Genomic DNA, 21,140 nt, shown 5'->3' on the forward strand with positions numbered 1-21,140 from the left:
TTACGATGTTATGGCGCGGCGGCGACGGTTTTTGCGGAAAATCGTCAGACTACCTCCCAAAACTTATTGTTATCGCTGTTCAGATGAACAGAGCATGAATGGAAGCTCGCAGCTGCGAGGAGTGACAGTTGTATGATTGAGAATAAAAAGAAGCCCAACCCAATTGACGTGCATGTCGGCAGCCGCATCCGTCTTCGCCGTAACATGCTGGGCCTCAGTCAGGAAAAGCTTGGCGAAAGCCTTGGAATTACGTTTCAGCAGATCCAGAAATACGAGAAAGGCACCAACCGCGTCGGTGCAAGCCGCCTTCAGGCAATCTCGGCAATTCTCAATGTCCCGGTTTCCTTCTTTTTTGAAGACGCACCAGGTTCCTCGAACCAGGCCGGTTTTGCGGAAGACAATGAAGCAACCTATGTGGTCGATTTCCTGAATTCCAACGAAGGTGTTCAGCTGACCCGCGCCTTCACGAAAATTTCAGATCCGAAAGTGCGCCGCAAGATCATCGATCTCGTGAAGTCGCTCGCTGCGGACGCTGACTGATTTCATATCTCGAAAAGTGCAGTAAGCGCGGGACATGGACATGTCCCGCCGGTTTTGCGATTTACAGTGCCTGAACAGGCAGAAAATGCCATCCGGAATGAATTTTCCCGCTGATGCACTGTCGCAACAAGAATATGCATTGACGGTTTAATCCCAACTTCGCTAACACATTACCGTGCCCGGAACGCTGAAAGCCTGTTCCGGGCGCTACTGTGTTTCCATGGCGGAGATATTCTCCGTTGGATTTTCAAGAGGGGTTACCCGTGTCGCGCAGTTCTTATCTCTTCACCAGCGAATCTGTGTCCGAAGGACATCCGGACAAGGTTTGCGACCGCATCTCCGATGAAATCGTGGACATGATCTATAAGGAAGCGCGTCGCACCGGCGTTGATCCCTGGTCTGTCCGTGTTGCCTGCGAAACGCTTGCCACCACCAATCGTGTGGTCATTGCCGGCGAAGTGCGCGTGCCGGATACGTTCCTGAAGAAGAATAAGGACGGCACTGTCGCCCATGATGCTGCAGGGCATCCGCTGATCAATCCTTCGCGTTTTCGCTCGGCAGCCCGCAAGGCGATCCGGGAAATCGGTTACGAGCAGAACGGTTTCAACTGGAAGACGGTGAAGATCGACGTGCTTCTGCATCCGCAGTCCGCCGATATCGCGCAAGGCGTGGACAACGCCGCCGATCGTCAGGGCGAAGAAGGTGCAGGCGATCAGGGCATCATGTTCGGTTATGCTTGCCGCGAAACCCCGGACCTCATGCCGGCCCCGATCTATTATTCGCACAAGATTCTCGAAAAGCTCTCCGAAGCCCGTCACAAGGGTGAAGGCGACGCAGGCAAACTCGGCCCCGACGCCAAGAGCCAGGTCACCGTGCGTTACGAGAACGGCAAGGCCGCTGAGGTCACGCAGATCGTTCTGTCCACGCAGCATCTGGACGCAAGCTGGGATTCGAAAAAGGTTCGTTCGGTTGTCGAACCCTATATCCGTGATGCGCTCGGCGAGCTTCCGATCGCAGCCACTTGCAACTGGTACATCAATCCGACCGGCAAGTTCGTCATCGGCGGACCGGACGGCGATGCTGGTCTGACTGGCCGCAAGATCATCGTGGATACCTATGGTGGTGCCGCTCCGCATGGCGGCGGCGCATTTTCGGGCAAGGACACGACCAAGGTGGATCGCTCCGCCGCCTATGCCGCGCGCTATCTGGCCAAGAACGTCGTTGCTGCAGGTCTTGCCGACCGCTGCACGATCCAGCTTTCCTATGCCATTGGTGTGGCACAGCCGCTTTCGGTCTATGTCGATCTGCATGGCACTGGCAAGGTGGCCGAATCTGCGGTTGAGGAAGCGCTTCGCGAGGTCATGGACCTGTCGCCGACCGGCATCCGCAAGCATCTCGACCTCAACAAGCCGATCTATGCCAAGACCTCGTCTTACGGTCATTTCGGCCGCAAGCCGGGCCGTGACGGTTCTTTCTCCTGGGAGAAGACGGACCTGACCAAGGCTCTGAAGGCCGCGGTGGCGTAACTTTCCTGGCGGAAAGTTGCATCGCAAGCCGCTTGGCGTTATGTGTCCCGACGATTTTCGAGGAGCGCGGTCTTGGATCGCGCTCTTCTGTTATTGGAGCGCATCCCGAAAAATGTGAAACGGTTTTCGGGCTAGATGCGCGTCAAAACGAATAAATAGAACACCGATATGATGCCGACGGATAAAATATGACCGAAGAATCTCATCCTATGCGCGGTGCCGGAAATTTCTTCGGCCGTCGCCACGGCAAGCCTTTGCGCAACCATCAGAAGAACCTGTTCGAGGATCTTCTGCCTCGCCTCGAGATCAACGTCGAAAGCCCAGCGCCACAGGATCTGCGCATGCTCTTCGAAGCGAAGGTCGATGCAGTGCGTCTGGAAATCGGTTTTGGCGGCGGTGAGCACCTGCACCATGAGACAGGCCGTTATCCGCAAACGGGTTTCATTGGCGTCGAGCCTTTCATCAACGGCATGGCCAAGATGCTGGCGGCATTGGACGGGGAACCGCGGCCGAACCTGCGTCTCTACGACGAGGATGCGACGGCGGTTCTGGACTGGCTGCCGGACGCCTCCTTGTCGGGTATTGATCTCTTCTATCCCGATCCATGGCACAAGCGTCGCCACTGGAAGCGCCGTTTCGTCAGCGATGCCAATCTCGACCGCTTCGCCCGTGTCCTGAAACCTGGCGCAAAATTCAGGTTTGCTTCCGACATTGAACATTATGTCAACTGGACGCTCCAGCATTGTCGCCGTCATCCTGCATTCGACTGGCAGGCAGAAGGCCCGTCCGACTGGAACGACGCCTATGAAGGCTGGCCTGGCACGCGCTATGAGGCAAAGGCTTTTCGCGAAGGACGCCGTGCAGCCTATCTGACCTTCATCCGTCGTTGAAGCTACCAGCAGCGAACGGATTGAATCGAACAGCAGAAGCGGTCTTGAAAAAATCCGCTTCTGCTGGTATATAAGTCTCAAATTCTTGGTCGTTTGAACAAGAGTGGGTCCACCCGGTCCCGCTCTTTTTTGTTACTTACGGCTAACTTGAAGGGGCTTTCCGGCCTTTTGAAAGGTTTTTAGGTTGACGGAACAGGTTCAGGCAAACGAAGCGGAAGTGCTCGCAACAGGCGCGGATGAACGCATCATTCGCGAGACGGGTATTGATGCGAAAGTGGCTTCCATCATCGAGCCCGTCATCAATACGCTGGGCTTTCGGTTGGTACGCGTGCGCCTTTCGGGGCTCAATGGCCAGACCTTGCAGATCATGGCCGAACGTCCCGATGGCACGATGACGGTCGATGACTGCGAACTGGTCAGCCGTACGGTTGCCCCGGTTCTCGACGTGGAAGATCCCATCAGTGGAAAATACCATCTGGAGATTTCGTCTCCCGGTATCGACCGCCCGCTGGTTCGCAAGTCGGACTTTGCCGATTGGGCCGGTCACATCGCAAAGGTGGAAACCTCCGTCGTGCACGAAGGCCGCAAGAAATTCCGCGGCCGCATCGTCCTGGGGAATGAGGAATCGGTCGTGATCGAAAGCGACCAGATTTCCTACGGCAGCGAACCTGTCGTGCGCATTCCATTCGATCTGATTTCTGATGCACGCCTCGTGCTGACCGATGACCTGATCCGCGATGCGCTGCGCAAGGACAAGGCCCTGCGCGAAGGCCGCATTCCCGGTGACGACCTCGGTAGCGAAGAAGCGGGCGAGCAGTCCGATGAAACCGCATCGGGCGAAGCTGAAGATAAAGAATAAGTTTCTGGCGTCCGGCATCTAGAGGAGCCGGGTGCGACACCAAGGAGAGTCCAATGGCAGTCAGTGCTAACAGGCTGGAGCTTCTGCAGATCGCCGATGCGGTCGCACGCGAGAAGTCGATCGACCGCGAGATCGTTCTTGCGGCCATGGCCGATGCGATCCAGAAGGCGGCGCGTTCGCGTTACGGCCAGGAAAGCAACATCCGCGCGGACATCAATGCGAAGTCCGGCGAGATCAAGCTGCAGCGCCTGCTCGAAGTCGTCGAGCATGTCGAGGATTACGCGACGCAGATTTCGCTCTTCACCGCACGCGATCGTAACCCGGACGCACAGGTCGGCGACTTCATCGCCGATCAGCTGCCGCCGATGGATTTCGGCCGTATTGCTGCCCAGTCGGCAAAGCAGGTCATCGTGCAGAAAGTGCGCGAAGCCGAGCGTGACCGCCAGTATGACGAATACAAGGATCGCGTTGGTGAGATCGTCAACGGCACCGTCAAGCGCGTCGAATATGGCAATGTGATTGTCGATCTCGGTCGTGGCGAAGCCATCGTGCGCCGCGATGAACTGATCCCGCGTGAAGCTTTCCGTTATGGTGACCGCATCCGCGCCTATGTCTACGACGTGCGTCGCGAACAGCGCGGCCCGCAGATTTTCCTGTCGCGTACCCATCCGTCCTTCATGGCGAAGCTCTTCACCATGGAAGTGCCGGAAATCTATGACGGCATCATCGAAATCAAGTCGGTTGCCCGCGATCCGGGTTCCCGCGCCAAGATTGCCGTCGTGTCGCGTGATGCGTCCATCGATCCGGTCGGCGCCTGCGTCGGTATGCGTGGCTCCCGCGTTCAGGCCGTTGTGGGCGAACTGCAGGGTGAAAAGATCGACATCATTCCGTGGTCGCCGGACGCTGCTTCCTTCATCGTCAACGCGCTTCAGCCAGCTGAAGTTGCCAAGGTTGTTCTCGATGAAGATGCTGAACGTATTGAAGTTGTCGTTCCGAATGACCAACTATCACTTGCAATCGGTCGTCGCGGTCAGAACGTGCGCCTTGCTTCCCAGCTCACCGGCTGGGACATTGACATCCTGACGGAAGACGAAGAATCCGAACGTCGCCAGAAGGAATTCACCGAGCGTTCGACGCTCTTCATGGATGCCCTCAACGTTGACGAGATGGTTGGTCAGGTTCTGGCCTCCGAAGGTTTCGCATCTGTTGAAGAACTGGCCTATGTCGAGCCGGGCGAAATCGCCTCTATCGATGGTTTCGATGAGGATACGGCTGGCGAAATCCAGGAACGTGCCCGCGAATATCTGGATCGCATCGAGAGCGAACAGGATGATCGCCGCAAGGAACTGGGCGTCGAAGACGAACTGCGCGAACTGCCGGGTATCACCACGGCAATGCTCGTGGCTGTCGGTGAAGACGGCGTCAAGACGATGGAAGACTTTGCCGGCTATGCCGTCGATGATCTGGTCGGCTGGCGTGAACGCAAGGACGGTGAAACCGTTGCTCATAGCGGTATCTTCTCTTCCTTCGATGTTTCGCGCGTCGATGCGGAACAGATGGTCCTGACTGCGCGTTTGAAGGCAGGATGGATCACGGAAGAAGAACTGGCATCGGCTCAGGAAGAAGAAGCCGAAGTCGGTGAAGAGGAAGCTGCCTCCTAAGAGGTGAGCCAGAATAAAAAGAGCCGCATGGCTTCTTACGTCTGGTGTAATTCAGGCGTAAGCTATGCGGCTCTTGCAATTCATCCCTGAAAAATGGTCGTCATTCATTCGAATTGATTGGCCAGTTCAGGTTTCGGACATGTTCCGGGTTGTGGTGGGGCTTATGCTCTGGTACAGCGCCCGCGTTACGTCCGACGTGCGGGCAGACCGCAATATGGCAAGACTGGAGTTCGCGTGGAGCAGGATATGAATGACAGAACCTGTATCGTCACGCGCGAAAGCGGTTCTGCCGATGATCTGATCCGTTTCGTGGCCGGTCCCGACGGTTCCGTGGTGCCGGACTTGAAAAGAACTCTGCCGGGCAGGGGGTGCTGGGTCAAGGCCGAGCGCCGTCTGGTGGATGAAGCGGTCAAGCGCAAGCTTTTTGCGCGGGCGCTGAAGGAAGGTGTAACGCCGCAGGCGGATCTTGGCGCGCTGGTGGACCAGTTGCTGACGAAATCTGCCCTTGGCAGCCTCGCCCTGGCTCGCAAGGCCGGGGCTGTGGTATCTGGCTCGACCAAGGTGGATCAGGCGATCCGCACCGGGACAGCCGCCATGGTGTTGCACGCAAAGGAAGCCGCCGCCGACGGCGTACGCAAGCTCGATCAGGCTCGCCGTGCCGTGGTGCATCTGGAGGGTCCGGAAATCCCTTCTTTCACTCTTTTTACGGGGGAAGAAATGGATTTGGCATTTGGGGGCGGAAATGTGATACATGCAGCCGTACTTGAAGGAAAGGCGGCGGCCGGGTTCGTAAAGCGGGCGCTTATGTTGCATCGCTATCGCGGTGAAAGCGCATCGGACCTGGATTAGAGCGCAACTCTGGAGGGGCCTGGCAGACCCCGGATCGGATTGCGCGTTGAGGCGGATGACTGGAGTTTTATCCAACATGACCCGGTCACGTTGGATAAAGCTCGAGTAGAGCGGCCGGAGCCGCGAAGGAAACGGAAACGTAATGAGCGATAAAACGAACGACGACAAGACGCTGAGCGTTAATACGAAGAAGACGCTGACCATGAAGCGGCCGGGCGTCGAGCAGAGCACCGTGCGCCAGAATTTCAGCCACGGCCGCACGAAGGCTGTCGTCGTTGAAACGAAAAAGCGCAAATTCTCGCGGCCTGACGAGAAGCCGGAAGTCGAGGCAGCGGCGCCGAAGCCAGCAGCTCCGGCACCTGCTGCTCCCGCGCCTGCGGCATCTACTCCTGCACCGGCACAAGCCGCGCAGCCTGCACAAGCCGCGCCGGTAGTGCGCGCGCCAGCACCAGCCACCCCGGCACCGAAGCCAGCAGCTCCTGCTGCTCCGGTAACGAAGCCGCATGTCGCACAGCAGCGCCCGGCACAACAGCGTCCCGGCGGCCAACAGGCACAGCGTCCGCGCCCGTCCGACCGCTCCGGCATGGTGTTGAACACGCTGTCGCGCTCCGAAATGGATGCACGTCGCCGCGCGCTCGAAGAAGCGCAGGTCCGTGAAGTTGAAGAACGCGCACGCGCTGTCGAGGAAGCCAAGCGTCGCGCCGAGGAAGATGCCCGCCGCGCCAAGGAACGTGAAGAATCTGCCCGTCGTCAGGCGGAAGAGGAAGCTCGCCTCAAGGCCGAGGCCGATGCCCGCCGTAAGGCCGAGGAAGAGGCTGCCAAGCGTATGCCGCAGCCGGAAGCCCGTACCGAGCGTCGCGACGATGCGCGCCCGGCACCGCAGGGCAATCGCCCGCAGCAGGCCGGTCGTCCTCAGGGCAATCGTCCGCCGCAAGGTGGCCGTCCGCAGCAGGGTGGTCCGCGCCCGGCTGCGCCAAGCCTTGCCGACGCTGCCCCGATCCCGGGCAAGCCGCTTCCGCAGAGCCAGCTTCGCAAGACTGTTGCATCTGACGATGACGACCGTCGTGGCGGTGGCCTGACTGCTGCCCGTCGCGGTGCTCCGGCCAAGCCGGAAGTTCGCGCGCCGAAAGTAGTCAAGACCGAAGATGATCGCCGTCGTGGCAAGCTGACCATCTCCAGCAATCTTGAGGATGAAGGTCGTTCGCGTTCGCTTTCGGCGATGCGTCGTCGTCAGGAAAAGTTCAAGCGTTCGCAGATGCAGGAAACACGCGAAAAGATTTCGCGTGAAGTGACCATTCCTGAAACCATTACGCTTCAGGAACTTGCACAGCGCATGACCGAACGTTCGGTCGATATCATCAAGTACCTGATGAAGCAGGGCCAGATGATGAAGCCGGGCGACGTGATTGATGCCGATATGGCGCAGCTCATTGCTGAAGAATTCGGCCATACCGTCAAGCGCGTTGCGGAATCGGACGTTGAAGAAGGCATCTTCGGTGTTGCCGACAACGAGGCTGCGCTGGTTTCCCGTCCTCCAGTCGTGACCATTATGGGTCACGTCGATCACGGCAAGACCTCGCTGCTTGATGCGATCCGTCACGCCAATGTTGTTTCGGGCGAAGCCGGTGGCATCACCCAGCATATCGGTGCTTATCAGGTCGAGCAGAACGGCCAGAAGATCACCTTCATCGATACGCCGGGCCACGCTGCCTTTACTGCAATGCGTGCCCGTGGTGCGCAGGCGACCGACATTGCCATCCTCGTGGTGGCTGCCGATGACAGCGTGATGCCGCAGACGATTGAATCGATCAATCATGCCAAGGCGGCAGGTGTTCCGATCATCGTGGCGATCAACAAGATCGACAAGCCGGCTGCCGATCCGCAGAAGGTTCGCACTGCTCTGTTGCAGCATGACGTCTTTGTGGAATCGATGGGCGGTGAAGTTCTCGACGTCGAAGTGTCGGCCAAGAACAAGCTCAACCTCGACAAACTGCTTGAAGCAATTCTGTTGCAGGCTGAAATTCTTGATCTCAAGGCTGATCCATCGCGTACGGCTGAAGGCGTTGTCGTCGAAGCCCAGCTCGATCGTGGCCGTGGTTCGGTTGCAACCGTTCTGGTTCAGACGGGTACGCTGCATCCGGGTGACATCCTCGTCGCCGGTAGCGAATGGGGCCGCGTGCGCGCACTGGTCAACGACCGTGGCGAGCATGTGAAGGAAGCCGGTCCTGCGATGCCAGTGGAAGTCCTCGGCCTTCAGGGCACGCCGCAGGCCGGTGACCGCTTTGCCGTGGTTGCTAACGAAGCCAAGGCACGCGAAATTGCCGAGTACCGTCAGCGTCTGGCACGCGACAAGGCTGTAGCCCGCCAGTCCGGCGCGCGCGGCTCGCTTGAGCAGATGATGAACCAGCTCCAGGTGTCGGGCACGAAGGAATTCCCACTCGTCATCAAGGGCGACGTGCAGGGTTCTATCGAAGCCATCACCAATGCACTGGACAAGCTCGGCACCGACGAAGTGCGTGCACGTATCGTGCATTCGGGCGCCGGTGGTATCACGGAAAGCGACGTGTCGCTGGCCGAAGCCTCCAACGCTGCGATCATCGGCTTCAACGTCCGCGCCAACAAGCAGGCACGTGACGCAGCCGATCAGCAGGGCATCGAAATCCGCTACTACAACATCATCTATGATTTGATTGATGACGTTAAGGCAGCGATGTCGGGTCTCCTGTCGCCGGAACGCCGCGAAACCTTCCTCGGCAATGCCGAGATTCTCGAAGTCTTCAACATCACCAAGGTCGGCAAGGTTGCCGGTTGCCGTGTCACCGAAGGCAAGGTCGAGCGTGGTGCAGGCGTCCGCCTCATCCGCGACAACGTGGTTATCCACGAAGGCAAGCTCAAGACGCTCAAGCGCTTCAAGGACGAAGTGTCGGAAGTTCCGGCCGGTCAGGAATGCGGTATGGCGTTCGAGAACTACGACGACATTCGCGCAGGCGACGTTATCGAAGCCTTCCGCGTCGAACACGTTTCGCGCACGCTTTAAGTACTATCCCGCCGGGCTGCCGAGAGGTGGCCCGGCTTTTCATTATCCGGTCCAGAGGGTCTGACTCCCAGCTGGATTGTGGTAAGTTGCGTATTATTACGCCTGCCAATTTGTAGTCATGTTGTCGGACAGTCCTTCGCGGCTGGATGCCGATTGGCGGCTGTTTATCGAGGATATAGCCATGGCACGTTCTCCAGATCCAAAAGGCTCAGGTGGCCTTTCCCAGCGCCAGCTTCGCGTGGGCGAGCAGGTGCGTCACGCATTGGCGCAGGTGCTTCAGCGCGGCGAAATTCGCGACGATCTTATCGCCCATACCGTGATTTCCGTCTCGGAAGTGCGTATGTCGCCCGATCTCAAGATTGCGACCTGTTTCATCACTCCGCTTGGTAACGCCGACACGCAAGCGGTTATCAAGGCGCTGGCTGCAAACGCAAAGTTCATTCGTGGTCGCATGGCGCCAAGCCTCAGCCAGATGAAATACATGCCGGAATTCCGCTTCCGGGCCGATACGAGCTTTGACAATTTTTCCAAGATCGATGCGCTGCTCCGCTCGCCGGAAGTCGCCCGCGATCTTGGGCATGACGATGAAGAAGACCGGGAGGCAGACAAGGCTTCCCGCAATGGAGACGAATAAAGCATGGCAAGACGGGGCAAGAAAAAAGGTCGTCCGATATCCGGCTGGGTTATTTTCGATAAGCCGAAAGGGATGGGATCGACCGAGGCGGTCTCGAAGATCAAGTGGCTGTTCAACGCCGAAAAAGCCGGTCATGCCGGTACACTTGATCCGCTTGCTTCCGGCATGTTGCCCATAGCGTTGGGTGAGGCCACCAAAACCGTGCCTTATGTCATGGATGGAACCAAGATCTACCGTTTCACGGTAAGCTGGGGCGAGGAACGCTCAACGGACGATCTGGAAGGTGTTGCCACCAAGACCTCGGATAATCGCCCGTCGCGCGCCGATGTCGAGGCATTGCTGCCGAACTACACCGGTGTCATTTCGCAGGTTCCACCGCAGTTTTCCGCCATCAAGATCGATGGCGAGCGCGCTTACGATCTTGCCCGCGAAGGCGAGACGGTCGAGATACCTTCCCGTGAAGTCGAGATTGACCGTCTGGAGATTGTTGGTATTCCGGATGCTGATCGCACCGAGTTCGAGGTCGAATGCTCCAAGGGCACCTATGTGCGCTCTCTCGCACGCGATATGGGCCGGGATCTCGGTTGCTACGGACACATTTCAGAGCTGCGCCGCATCGAAGTTGCGCCGTTCACGGAAGAAGACGCTGTAACACTGGCAGAACTTGAACAGGCTTGGCCGCCGCTTCCGCCCAAGGATGAGGATGGCAATGTCGTAGAGCCCACTCCGCGTCGCGACTTTTCGGCGATTGATGCATTGGTCATCGATACGGGAGCTGCTCTCGACTGTCTGCCGCAGGTGCCGCTTACCGACGATCAGGCGCAACGCGTGCGTCTTGGCAATCCGGTGATCCTGCGCGGACGTGATGCGCCTCTGGAAGCAGACGAAGCCTGTGTCACGACACGCGGAAAACTGCTCGCCATCGGTTATATTGAGCATGGACAGTTCAAACCGAAGCGCGTTTTCACAACGGGCTGACGTTTCGTCAGAAGATCGCGATAAGGCGGCAAATTGAATTGAGACTGGCGTTCCCGCCAATTTTGCACTATATGCCCCTTCATCGATCATGCGTAAAAGCATGTCAGATCGTGTAAATGGCCCGCGCTGGACGACATCCCGGCCCGGGCGTCTGGTTTTCCTCTCATCTAGAAAGGGTGTTACGATGTCGATTACTGCTGAGCGCAAGCAAGCACTTATCAAGGAATACGCTACCAAGGAAGGCGACACCGGTTCTCCTGAAGTACAGGTTGCCGTTCTTTCCGAGCGTATCGCCAACCTCACCGAACACTTCAAGGGCCACAAGAATGACAATCATTCGCGTCGCGGCCTTCTGAAGCTGGTTTCGCAGCGTCGTCGCCTTCTTGACTACGTCAAGGGCATCGACCAGGCACGTTACCAGGCGCTGATCGGCCGTCTCGGCCTGCGCCGCTAACGGTAAAATCGGGCGACGTCTCAAAACGTCGCCCATTTGATTTATTCGGCATTTTGTCATGCGGATAGCCGCTTACAGATAAAATGCGGCACTTGAGCATGTCTCCCAAAAGTGGGAACCGGTTTTGGGACGAAGACATGCGTAAAACCAAACAGATAGAGCAGAAGCGCGAACATATGTGAGCGCATCCGCTCTATCGGGCGAATGCCCGCTGGCATGAAACGACGCACCGGGTGCATTCCGTCATGCCGATGAAGAGCCAAAAGGCTCATGACCTGGACCAGTCATGGGGCAGGATTGCAGGCAGTTCGTGTCAGAGGATATTCGGGAGCGAATGTTCTGACACATAACGAACTTCCCGTTGTCTTGCCCGTGGCCCGTCCGCCAACCGAGGCGATGCCTTCAGGCGCTTTTGCGCGGCATCACCACATGAGGACAAGATATGTTCAATACCCATAAAGTAGAAATCGAATGGGGCGGTCGTCCGCTTACGCTCGAAACCGGCAAGATCGCACGTCAGGCTGACGGTGCAGTTCTCGCAACCTATGGCGAAACCGTTGTTTTGGCGACTGTCGTTTCTGCCAAGGAGCCGAAGCCGGGTCAGGATTTCTTCCCGCTGACGGTCAATTATCAGGAAAAGACCTACGCTGCCGGCAAGATCCCTGGTGGCTACTTCAAGCGTGAAGGTCGCCCGAGCGAAAACGAAACCCTCGTTTCGCGTCTGATCGACCGTCCGATCCGTCCGCTCTTCGTTGAAGGCTACAAGAACGACACGCAGGTTGTCCTGACTGTTGTTCAGCACGACCTCGAAAACAACCCCGACGTTCTGTCGATGGTTGCAGCTTCCGCAGCGCTGACCATTTCCGGCGTTCCTTTCATGGGGCCGATCGGTGGTGCGCGCGTTGGTTACATCAACGGCGAATACGTCCTGAACCCGAATATCGACGAAATGCCGGAATCGAAGCTCGATCTGGTTGTTGCCGGTACCGCCGATGCTGTACTGATGGTTGAATCGGAAGCGCAGGAGCTTTCTGAAGAAGTCATGCTGGGCGCCGTCGTTTTCGGCCAGAAGGGCTTCCAGCCGGTCATCGACGCGATCATCAAGCTTGCTGAAGTTGCTGCCAAGGAACCGCGCGACTTCCAGCCGGAAGATCTTTCGGACCTCGAAGCCAAGATGCTGGCCGTTGTCGAAAGCGACCTGCGCGATGCATACAAGATCACCGAAAAGCAGGCTCGTTACGTTGCTGTTGACGCTGCAAAGGCCAAGGCGAAGGCTCACTTCTTCCCGGAAGGCGTGGAAGAGCCGGAATTCTCGGCTGAAAAATTTGCGACCGTCTTCAAGCATCTGCAGGCCAAGATCGTTCGCTGGAATATTCTCGACACCGGCAGCCGCATTGATGGCCGTGATCTGAAGACCGTTCGTGCAATCGTTTCGGAAGTTGGCCTTCTGCCGCGCACCCACGGTTCGGCGCTGTTCACCCGCGGCGAAACACAGGCGATCGTTGTTGCCACGCTGGGCACCGGCGAAGACGAGCAGATGATCGATGCCCTGACCGGCACGTACAAAGAATCCTTCATGCTGCATTACAACTTCCCGCCATATTCGGTCGGTGAAACCGGTCGTATGGGTTCGCCGGGCCGTCGTGAAGTTGGTCATGGCAAGCTCGCATGGCGCGCTATCCATCCGATGTTGCCTGCTGCCGACCAGTTCCCGTACACGATCCGTTCGGTTTCCGAGATCACCGAATCCAACGGTTCTTCCTCGATGGCGACCGTTTGCGGCACCTCGCTTGCTCTGATGGACGCAGGCGTTCCGCTTGCACGTCCGGTTGCCGGTATCGCCATGGGCCTGATCAAGGAAGGCGAACGCTTCGCCGTTCTCTCCGACATCCTTGGCGATGAAGATCACCTCGGCGACATGGACTTCAAGGTTGCCGGTACTGACAACGGCATCACCGCACTTCAGATGGACATCAAGATCGACGGTATCACCGAAGAGATCATGAAGGTCGCTCTGGAGCAGGCCAAGGGCGGTCGCGTTCACATCCTCGGCGAAATGGCGAAGGCTCTGTCCACGTCGCGTGAAGAACTCGGCGAATTCGCTCCGCGCATCGAAGTGATGAACATCCCGACGGACAAGATTCGTGATGTTATCGGTTCGGGCGGCAAGGTCATCCGCGAAATCGTGGAAAAGACCGGCGCCAAGATCAACATCGAAGACGACGGCACGGTGAAGATCGCTTCGTCGAACGGCAAGGAAATCGAAGCCGCCAAGAAGTGGATTCACTCGATTGTTGCCGAACCGGAAGTTGGCGAAATCTACGAAGGTACGGTCGTGAAGACTGCTGACTTCGGCGCTTTCGTAAACTTCTTTGGTCCACGAGACGGTCTGGTTCACATTTCGCAGCTGGCTTCCGACCGCGTTGCCAAGACTACCGATGTGGTCAAGGAAGGCCAGAAGGTCTGGGTCAAGCTCATGGGCTTTGACGAACGTGGCAAGGTTCGCCTGTCGATGAAGGTTGTCGATCAGGAAACCGGCAAGGAAGTTGTTGCTGAAAAGAAGGCAGAAGCCGACGCTGAATAAGCGTTTCTGCTACTGTAAATCAATCGAAAGCGCGCTCTTGTGGCGCGCTTTTTTGTTGCATGGGAATCAATTCAAGACCATGGATGAGTCATGATTACACCGGCACAACAGACACTCTTTCTCCCCTTCGATCAGGACATTCTGGATATGCCCGAAGAGGGGCAATCCTTTCTTGCGTGTGGTCTTTCTGCGGATCGGCGTCTTGAGGACGAATGGAAACAGGCGCTGACCTTCCTGCAGCCCTGGCGCCCCGATTGGCTGGTGCTGGAAAAGGAGGGCTTCAAGACAGTTCCCAGATTGGGCGAGGAGAAGCGTTTTTCCGGCGGGCTACTGCTGCTCGGAAAACATCGCGGGCGCAATGAGGCGTGGTTTGCGGAGCTTCTGGCGCGTGTTGAGCCGGGTGGGTGGATTGCCGTATCAGGCGACAAGAAGCTCGGCATTGACAGTTTTCGAAAATGGGCCAGCAATATCGCCGAGATCAGCGACCGCATGTCGAAGAACCACGCCGTGGCGTTCTGGCTCAGACGACCAGCCGACCTCACCGATGAATTCATCGCGGCTCTGAAGCCGCTTGCGACTGATATTGACGATGTGTTCCGCACAGAACCCGGCATGTTCTCGCACGGTGTTATCGATAAGGGTTCGGCGCTGCTCGTGCCGCATATGGAAAAGATTGTTTTCGGTAACGTCGCCGATCTTGGCGCCGGTTGGGGCTATCTTGCGGCGCAATGCTTGAAGTTTGCGGATCGCATCAAGTCTATCGATCTCTATGAAGCCGATTATGAGGCGCTGGAAGCGGCGCGCGGCAATCTGGAGCGGCTTGGTGCATCAGTGCCGATCAGCTTCAACTGGTTCGATGTGACGAGTGAAAAGATGGCAGGCATCTACGACACCGTGATTATGAACCCACCGTTCCATGAGGGGCGGGTGACGGATGTTTCGCTTGGTCAGGCGTTCATTGCCGCTGCCGCGTCACGCCTGAAGCCGGGCGGGCGTCTGCTTATGGTCGCAAACCGGCAATTGCCTTATGAGACGACGCTCAAAGGACTGTTCAAGAATGTGACTCTTCTCGAAGAGGCGAACGGTTTCAAAATCTTCGATGCGAAGAAATAAATAAAAAGGCCGCCCAGAAGGCGGCCTTTTTACAAAATGGCTTGGCTTATTCACCGCGCTCCGCGTCAGAGCTTTTCAGCTCTTCAAGCGTCGGCATGGAGACGATGTTGTAGCCGGAATCCACATAGTGGACTTCACCGGTGACACCGCTCGAAAGATCGGACAGCAGATAGACTGCCGATTTGCCGACATCATCAATGTCGACGGTGCGACGCAGCGGCGAGTTACGGCGCTGATAGCTGAAGATTGCGCGGGCGTCGCCAATACCGGCACCGGCAAGCGTGCGCACCGGACCGGCCGAAATGGCGTTGACGCGGATGCCCTGCGGACCGTAATCGGCAGCAAGATAACGCACCATGGCTTCAAGCGCGGCTTTGGCAACGCCCATGACGTTATAGTTCGGGATGGTGCGCGTGGAACCGCCATAGGTCAGCGTCAGGATCGAGCCGCCGTCCTTCATGAGTTTTTCAGCGCGCTGTGCCATTTCCGTGAAGGAGTAGGCGGAAATCACCATTGTGCGGCTGAAATTTTCGCGCGTGGTGACGTCTGCGTAGCGACCCTTCAGTTCGGTCTTGTCGGAGAAGCCGATGGCGTGAACGATGAAATCGAGCTTGCCCCACTTCTTTTCGACTTCGGCAAAGACCGCATCGACCGACTCGATATCTTCAACATCGCAAGGCAGTACGAAATCAGAGCCGACCTGTTCGGCCAGCGGCTTTACGCGCTTGCCGAGTGCATCACCTTGATAGGTGAAGGCCAGTTCAGCGCCCTGTGCTGCGAGTTGCTTTGAAATTCCCCAAGCGAGTGAGTGATTATTCGCGACCCCCATGATGAGGCCGCGTTTGCCTTTCATCAAACCTTCCATATTTTCCCTCTCCCTCAGCCCTGGTAACGCTGGAAAACCAGCGTCGCATTGGTGCCGCCAAATCCGAAGGAGTTGGAGAGCACGGTATTGAGCTGAGCGTTGTCAATGCGCTTGCGAACGATAGGCATGTCCGCGAAGGCAGGGTCCAGTTCTTCGATATGTGCGCTTTCGCAAATGAAATTGTTGTGCATCATCAGAAGCGAGTAGATCGCTTCCTGCACACCGGTTGCACCGAGCGAGTGGCCGGTCAGCGACTTGGTCGCAGCAATCGGCGGGCAGGCGTCGCCTGAGCCGAAGACCTGACGGATCGCATCGATTTCCGGGGCGTCGCCAGCTGGCGTCGAGGTGGCGTGTGGATTGATATAGTCGATTTTGCCCTTGACGGTCGAAAGGGCCATCTTCATGCAGCGGATTGCGCCTTCGCCGGATGGGGCGACCATGTCGTAACCGTCAGACGTCGCGCCATAGCCGACGATTTCGCCGTAAATCTTGGCGCCGCGGGCCAGTGCGGCTTCGAGGTCTTCCAGCACCAGCACGCCAGCACCGCCAGCAATGACGAAGCCGTCGCGGTTCTTGTCATAGGCACGCGATGCAGTGGATGGCGTGTCGTTATACTTGCTCGACATGGCGCCCATGGCGTCGAACAGGACCGAAAGCGTCCAGTCGAGGTCTTCGCAGCCGCCTGCGAACATGCGGTCCTGCTTGCCATACTGGATCATTTCGAACGCATTGCCGATGCAATGGTTGGAAGTCGCGCAGGCCGAAGAAATCGAATAGTTGATGCCCTTGATCTTGAAGAAGGTCGCAAGCGTCGCGGAAGCCGTCGAGCTCATGGCTTTTGGCACGGCAAACGGGCCGACGCGCTTTGGGCCTTTTTCGCGGGTGATGTCGGCAGAATCGACAATGGTGCGGGTCGAAGGACCGCCGGAACCCATGATGATGCCGGTGCGGTCGTTGGAGACTTCCTCTTCGGAAAGCCCCGCATCCGCAATGGCCTGATCCATCGCAATATGGTTCCAGGCCGTGCCACGGCCATGGAAGCGCATCGCGCGACGATCGACCAGTGCTTCGACGTCGATATTCGGAGCGCCGTGCACCTGACAACGGAAGCCGAGCTCGGCATATTCCTCAGCGCGGGAGATGCCGGACTTTGCTTCACGCAGCGAAGCCGTGACCTCTTCGGTGTTGTTACCAATCGAGGATACGATCCCCATACCCGTTACGACCACACGCCGCATCGCGTTCTCCTTTACACCTGATCCGTGAGCGACGTGTCCATCATGCGGACTGCCGCCTGTTCGCGGTTACATAGGTGCGATCTTCGCATGTTTTGAGCGCGGCCGCATGAAAACTGTTCACTTTTTGCAGTCGCGCTCGTGGATGATGGTGATTGAGGCGCCTTACTGGCCCTCGCTGTCCTTCGACAGGCCGACGCGCAGGTCAGACGCCCGGTAGATGGTTTCGCCATCGGCTTTCAGCCAGCCGTCAGCCGTGCCGAGCACGAGGCGGCCACGCATGACGCGCTTGAAATCGATGCCATATTCGAGAAGCTTGGTATGCGGACGCACCATGCCCTTGAACTTCACTTCACCGGTGGAGAGAGCCATACCGCGACCCGGCTCGCCGAGCCAGCCGAGGAAGAAACCGGTCAGCTGCCACATGCCATCAAGACCGAGGCAGCCCGGCATGATCGGATTGCCCATGAAATGACACGGGAAATACCAGTCATCGGGGCGCACATCATACTCGGCGCGGATATAGCCCTTGTCGAACTCACCACCGGTTTCGGAAATATCGGTGATGCGATGGACCATCAGCATCGGAGGCAGGGGAAGCTGAGCATTGCCGGGGCCGAACATCTCGCCGCGTGCGCAGGCCAGGAGTTCTTCATACCCATAGCTTGATTTCTGTTCTGCCATTACGCCTCCCTTGAGGTTCATTCTGTATCGACCGGCAATCCGGCCCGGTTGTAGGTTTCACCGGAACATCCCTACCACAGACTGTTTCCGGCAGTAAAATCATGCATTGAGTTATTTGGGGGTTTATCCGAAAAACCGGCCAATTCCCAAGCCTATTGATACTTATTTCGCAACGGCATATATCAATGTCAGTATGCAATGGGCAACAGCCCGTTTGACGATTGATGATTTTGCAACAAGCTTGTGACGGAACCAACGGTGAATATGCAGTCTTCACATACCCACTCGACGGTCTCGATGGAAGAGCAGCTCCGCCGCGCGGGCCTGCGTCCGACGCGGCAGCGCGTTGCGCTTGCGAGCCTGATCTTCGCCCAGGGCGATCGCCATCTGTCTGCAGAAGACCTGCACGAAGAGGCCGTGATGGCCGACGTGCCGGTGTCTCTGGCGACGGTCTACAACACGCTGCACCAGTTCACGGAAGCCGGTATGCTGCGTATCATCGCGGTTGAAGGCTCGAAGACCTATTTCGATACGAATATCTCGGATCACCAGCATTTCTTCCTCGAAGGGGAAAATGTCGTGTTCGATATTCCACACGGCGAAAGAGGCCAGCCTACGGTTGCCAACATGCCGGATGCGCCGCATGGCATGGAAATCGTGAACGTGGATATTATCGTTCGCCTGCGCCGCAAGAGCCAGTAACGAGCGCTCCTTTTAGTTGGACATGAAAAGAAAGCGGCCATGGCCGCTTTTTTGTTGCCTATTGGACCGTATGGGGCTGAAAAGGGATAAAGTTCTGCACCCCCGGCTGAATCGCCTCCCAAGCCTGGCCGGAGCACATTCGAAGGAGATATCATGCGTAAGCTACTTGTCGCCGCGACCATTCTCGCCGTGTTCACCGCTGGCAGCGCCTTTGCAAAGACCATCCGGATCGGAGTGACGCCGGGGCCGCACGCCCAGATCATGGAAAAGGTGAAGGAAGTCGCCGAGAAGAACGGTCTTGAAATCGATATTCAGGAATTCTCGGATTATGTCATCCCGAACATGGCGCTTGCGGATGGCGCACTGGAAGCCAACTCCTTCCAGCATAAGCCCTATCTCGACAATCAGGTTGCCGATCGCGGCTTCGACATTGTGAGCGTTGCCGAGACGGTCAACTTTCCGATGGGGCTGTATTCAAAGAAGCTGAAGAATATTTCGGAGTTGGCCGACGGCGCGACAATTGCGATCCCCAATGATCCGACCAATGGTGGTCGCGCTTTGCTGGTTCTTGCTGAAAACGGCATCATCAAAATCGACCCGGCCAAGGGGCTGAAGGTCAGTGCCCTCGATATCGTTGAAAACCCGAAGAACCTCAAATTCGTTGAACTCGATGCGGCACAGCTTCCGCGTTCGATGGAAGACGTCGATGCGGCCGTCATCAACACCAACTATGCCATGGAAGCTGGCTTGAACCCGGCAACCGATCCGCTGGTGCGGGAAGGCGAGAAAGCGCCTTACATCAATATTCTCGTCGTTCGCACCGCCGATAAGGATGCCGACTGGGTGAAAACCCTGATCTCATCCTACCACAGCGATGAAGTGAAGGAATTCATCGCCACGACGTTCAAGGGATCGGTGGCGCCTGCCTGGTGATATTCCGAGGTGGAGGCGGGGCGATTTTTCGCCCCGCTCGCTTATCAGCCTTTCAGTTCCATCCGGATGTTGCGAAAGGGAAGGCCTTCATCGTCTTCCGATCGCTGACTGGTTATCTTGAAGCCGAGACGGCTGTAGAAACGACATGCCCGCACATTGTCGGCATAAACTTCAAGCGATAGCTCGCCTTTCAATGCCAAGGCATGGCGGATCAGAATCTGTCCTGTTCCGCAGCCTTGAACGTCAGGATCGACAAACAGCCCACCGATAAAGCTATCCAGCAGGCCGATAAAGCCAATGGGCCTGTCATTGATCGTGGCAACCCATGTTTCTGCCTTCTCGAGATAGACGTCTTCGATGAGTTTGCGCTGGTCTTGAAGCCGATCTCCTCCGAGAAAGGAATGGGCCTCCAGGGAGGCGCGATACCAGATGGACGATAAGGATGGCTTATCCGATGCCCGATAGGCGCGGATTATCACGTCATGATTTTTCATGGTCTTCCAGAGTTTTGAATATGCACAACAGTTCCGCCGCACGGGCGGGTTCAAATCCGTTAGAACGGTCGCGATGAACGTCTGCGCATAAAACTCCTTTGAAACTCAATTCAGAGCGCACTTCGATCTGATTGAATGAGATCGACGCTCTGATCGCAATATCGGTTCGTGTCTGGCGAAGTCAAGCTTGCCCGGTTCTCTTATCCCACTCCGTGAGAGCGAAGTCAGTCGAAGACTTCGCCCGGATAAACACCCCACAGGTCCGATTGCTTGATCCAGCCGCGTACGCCGCCCATGTCCACCCGACACCATTGACCAGTGCATTCGCGTACGGTGCCGACTACACCCGGTTCGATTTCGGCAGCAAGTCCCGATGTGTCGGCGGCATCGCGGCGCATATTGATCATCGAACCCTGATTATTCTTGAGCCAGGGAGCTGTGATGGCAGTTCGCTTTCCGGAAAGCAGCGACTGGTAGACCCAGCCTTCCGTGCCGTCCGCATCGCGGATACGGCGCCAGTTGTCATATTCCTGGATGATCTCGACCGGCAGTCCCGCCTTCATGAAAAGCCATGAAACCGCATAGTCGCGCCCCGGTCCGATGCGCAGATTGACGCGTGCGGGTTTAAGGCTGACGAAACGTGGCACGGGAAGTCCGCTTGCGCCGACAGTTGTGCCCGCGGGCTCTGCGGCCTGTGCGGCATGCCTGTGTGAAGCGCCAAGCGGCGCCAGAATGAGAAAAAATGCCAGAAAGCCAAGCATGGCTATCCAAAAGCGTTGCGAAAGTACTCTGTACAAACTGCGACCTCTCGCCGTCCTGTCACGACAGAACGGTAGTAGCTTCAGCAGTTTACGGGGGCTGCGAGGCGACGTTGCCGTCCTGTTTTCAGATCGCACATCTGTCTGTGTGGAACAGATCGAAAGCAATCTAATTGTTTGATTTTAAATGTATCTTTTCAGAAAATCGATGTGGACTTTCCAAGAGACACCTGAAGTTTCCGGTTTTTCTTTGTCTTTGCCGCTTCGCCTTGATAGAGATGTTCAGCCGAAGCAATATCCCATATTGCACCGCCTTGGTTAAGGAGGTCTCAACATGAAGCTTC

Annotated in this window: 19 protein-coding genes; 14 read left to right on the forward strand and 5 right to left on the reverse strand. The window is 57.1% G+C overall.

Annotation, left to right across the window (positions count from 1 at the left end; translation table 11 throughout):
* The first annotated feature begins 132 nt into the window (after positions 1–132).
* From OHI65_RS22610 to OHI65_RS22665, 12 genes are all read left to right on the forward strand, one after another.
* Entirely contained in the window at positions 133–540 is a 408-nt protein-coding gene (locus OHI65_RS22610) for a helix-turn-helix domain-containing protein (protein WP_010657769.1), read from the forward strand.
* 263 nt (positions 541–803) lie between these two features.
* Positions 804–2,066 (forward strand): methionine adenosyltransferase, encoded by a 1,263-nt coding sequence (gene metK / locus OHI65_RS22615; RefSeq protein WP_010657770.1) that lies wholly within the window; start codon positions 804–806, stop codon positions 2,064–2,066.
* Between the two features lie 188 nt (positions 2,067–2,254).
* Entirely contained in the window at positions 2,255–2,956 is a 702-nt protein-coding gene (gene trmB / locus OHI65_RS22620; protein ID WP_125300455.1) for a tRNA (guanine(46)-N(7))-methyltransferase TrmB, read from the forward strand.
* Between the two features lie 184 nt (positions 2,957–3,140).
* On the forward strand, positions 3,141–3,815 hold the full coding sequence (rimP, locus tag OHI65_RS22625; protein ID WP_125300456.1) for a ribosome maturation factor RimP: 675 nt from the start codon (positions 3,141–3,143) through the stop codon (positions 3,813–3,815).
* A gap of 53 nt (positions 3,816–3,868) precedes the next feature.
* Complete coding sequence (gene nusA / locus OHI65_RS22630; RefSeq protein ID WP_012090993.1) at positions 3,869–5,476, forward strand: transcription termination factor NusA; 1,608 nt, start codon at positions 3,869–3,871, stop codon at positions 5,474–5,476.
* Positions 5,477–5,722: 246 nt separating this feature from the next.
* On the forward strand, positions 5,723–6,325 hold the full coding sequence (locus OHI65_RS22635; RefSeq protein WP_012090992.1) for an RNA-binding protein: 603 nt from the start codon (positions 5,723–5,725) through the stop codon (positions 6,323–6,325).
* A gap of 142 nt (positions 6,326–6,467) precedes the next feature.
* On the forward strand, positions 6,468–9,362 hold the full coding sequence (gene infB / locus OHI65_RS22640; protein WP_012090991.1) for a translation initiation factor IF-2: 2,895 nt from the start codon (positions 6,468–6,470) through the stop codon (positions 9,360–9,362).
* 181 nt (positions 9,363–9,543) lie between these two features.
* Positions 9,544–9,996, forward strand: a complete 453-nt coding sequence (gene rbfA / locus OHI65_RS22645) for a 30S ribosome-binding factor RbfA (protein WP_010657777.1) — start codon at positions 9,544–9,546, stop codon at positions 9,994–9,996.
* A gap of 3 nt (positions 9,997–9,999) precedes the next feature.
* Entirely contained in the window at positions 10,000–10,974 is a 975-nt protein-coding gene (truB, locus tag OHI65_RS22650) for a tRNA pseudouridine(55) synthase TruB (RefSeq protein WP_012090990.1), read from the forward strand.
* A 184-nt stretch (positions 10,975–11,158) separates the two neighbouring features.
* Positions 11,159–11,428, forward strand: a complete 270-nt coding sequence (gene rpsO, locus OHI65_RS22655) for a 30S ribosomal protein S15 (RefSeq protein ID WP_010657779.1) — start codon at positions 11,159–11,161, stop codon at positions 11,426–11,428.
* A 442-nt stretch (positions 11,429–11,870) separates the two neighbouring features.
* Positions 11,871–14,012, forward strand: a complete 2,142-nt coding sequence (gene pnp, locus OHI65_RS22660) for a polyribonucleotide nucleotidyltransferase (RefSeq protein ID WP_125300457.1) — start codon at positions 11,871–11,873, stop codon at positions 14,010–14,012.
* Between the two features lie 90 nt (positions 14,013–14,102).
* Complete coding sequence (locus tag OHI65_RS22665) at positions 14,103–15,125, forward strand: class I SAM-dependent methyltransferase (RefSeq protein WP_125300458.1); 1,023 nt, start codon at positions 14,103–14,105, stop codon at positions 15,123–15,125.
* A gap of 46 nt (positions 15,126–15,171) precedes the next feature.
* Here OHI65_RS22665 and fabI read toward each other — a convergent pair whose 3' ends face one another.
* The 3 genes from fabI to fabA all read right to left on the reverse strand — a co-directional run bounded on the left by fabI (position 15,172) and on the right by fabA (position 17,909).
* Positions 15,172–15,990 (reverse strand): enoyl-ACP reductase FabI, encoded by an 819-nt coding sequence (fabI, locus tag OHI65_RS22670; RefSeq protein WP_010657782.1) that lies wholly within the window; start codon positions 15,988–15,990, stop codon positions 15,172–15,174.
* Between the two features lie 14 nt (positions 15,991–16,004).
* Positions 16,005–17,228, reverse strand: a complete 1,224-nt coding sequence (fabB, locus tag OHI65_RS22675; RefSeq protein ID WP_125300459.1) for a beta-ketoacyl-ACP synthase I — start codon at positions 17,226–17,228, stop codon at positions 16,005–16,007.
* A 162-nt stretch (positions 17,229–17,390) separates the two neighbouring features.
* Positions 17,391–17,909: a 3-hydroxyacyl-[acyl-carrier-protein] dehydratase FabA gene (gene fabA / locus OHI65_RS22680; protein ID WP_010657784.1), complete on the reverse strand. Its 519-nt coding sequence runs from the start codon at positions 17,907–17,909 to the stop codon at positions 17,391–17,393.
* Between the two features lie 264 nt (positions 17,910–18,173).
* Here fabA and irrA point away from each other — a divergent pair, with 264 nt between their 5' ends.
* Complete coding sequence (gene irrA, locus OHI65_RS22685) at positions 18,174–18,611, forward strand: iron response transcriptional regulator IrrA (RefSeq protein WP_012090985.1); 438 nt, start codon at positions 18,174–18,176, stop codon at positions 18,609–18,611.
* Between the two features lie 153 nt (positions 18,612–18,764).
* Positions 18,765–19,544, forward strand: a complete 780-nt coding sequence (locus tag OHI65_RS22690) for a MetQ/NlpA family ABC transporter substrate-binding protein (protein WP_125300460.1) — start codon at positions 18,765–18,767, stop codon at positions 19,542–19,544.
* Positions 19,545–19,588: 44 nt separating this feature from the next.
* Here the strand turns inward: OHI65_RS22690 and OHI65_RS22695 are convergent, their stop codons facing one another.
* Both OHI65_RS22695 and OHI65_RS22700 read right to left on the reverse strand, forming a co-directional pair.
* Positions 19,589–20,038, reverse strand: a complete 450-nt coding sequence (locus OHI65_RS22695; RefSeq protein ID WP_125300461.1) for a GNAT family N-acetyltransferase — start codon at positions 20,036–20,038, stop codon at positions 19,589–19,591.
* A 224-nt stretch (positions 20,039–20,262) separates the two neighbouring features.
* On the reverse strand, positions 20,263–20,835 hold the full coding sequence (locus OHI65_RS22700) for an SH3 domain-containing protein (protein WP_125300462.1): 573 nt from the start codon (positions 20,833–20,835) through the stop codon (positions 20,263–20,265).
* Positions 20,836–21,140 lie beyond the last annotated feature (305 nt).

It is taken from the genome of Brucella sp. MAB-22, assembly GCF_025908475.1.
In the GTDB taxonomy this organism is placed as follows: Bacteria; Pseudomonadota; Alphaproteobacteria; order Rhizobiales; family Rhizobiaceae; genus Brucella; species Brucella anthropi.

Bases quoted from the DNA above. Each gene is read 5' to 3' on its own strand.
- OHI65_RS22610 (WP_010657769.1), top strand. From the start codon at position 133: ATGATTGAGAATAAAAAGAAGCCCAACCCAATTGACGTGCATGTCGGC.
- trmB (WP_125300455.1), top strand. From the start codon at position 2,255: ATGACCGAAGAATCTCATCCTATGCGCGGTGCCGGAAATTTCTTCGGC.
- nusA (WP_012090993.1), top strand. From the start codon at position 3,869: ATGGCAGTCAGTGCTAACAGGCTGGAGCTTCTGCAGATCGCCGATGCG.
- OHI65_RS22635 (WP_012090992.1), top strand. From the start codon at position 5,723: ATGAATGACAGAACCTGTATCGTCACGCGCGAAAGCGGTTCTGCCGAT.
- infB (WP_012090991.1), top strand. From the start codon at position 6,468: ATGAGCGATAAAACGAACGACGACAAGACGCTGAGCGTTAATACGAAG.
- rbfA (WP_010657777.1), top strand. From the start codon at position 9,544: ATGGCACGTTCTCCAGATCCAAAAGGCTCAGGTGGCCTTTCCCAGCGC.
- truB (WP_012090990.1), top strand. From the start codon at position 10,000: ATGGCAAGACGGGGCAAGAAAAAAGGTCGTCCGATATCCGGCTGGGTT.
- rpsO (WP_010657779.1), top strand. From the start codon at position 11,159: ATGTCGATTACTGCTGAGCGCAAGCAAGCACTTATCAAGGAATACGCT.
- pnp (WP_125300457.1), top strand. From the start codon at position 11,871: ATGTTCAATACCCATAAAGTAGAAATCGAATGGGGCGGTCGTCCGCTT.
- OHI65_RS22665 (WP_125300458.1), top strand. From the start codon at position 14,103: ATGATTACACCGGCACAACAGACACTCTTTCTCCCCTTCGATCAGGAC.
- fabI (WP_010657782.1), bottom strand. From the start codon at position 15,990: ATGGAAGGTTTGATGAAAGGCAAACGCGGCCTCATCATGGGGGTCGCG.
- fabB (WP_125300459.1), bottom strand. From the start codon at position 17,228: ATGCGGCGTGTGGTCGTAACGGGTATGGGGATCGTATCCTCGATTGGT.
- fabA (WP_010657784.1), bottom strand. From the start codon at position 17,909: ATGGCAGAACAGAAATCAAGCTATGGGTATGAAGAACTCCTGGCCTGC.
- irrA (WP_012090985.1), top strand. From the start codon at position 18,174: ATGCAGTCTTCACATACCCACTCGACGGTCTCGATGGAAGAGCAGCTC.
- OHI65_RS22690 (WP_125300460.1), top strand. From the start codon at position 18,765: ATGCGTAAGCTACTTGTCGCCGCGACCATTCTCGCCGTGTTCACCGCT.
- OHI65_RS22695 (WP_125300461.1), bottom strand. From the start codon at position 20,038: ATGAAAAATCATGACGTGATAATCCGCGCCTATCGGGCATCGGATAAG.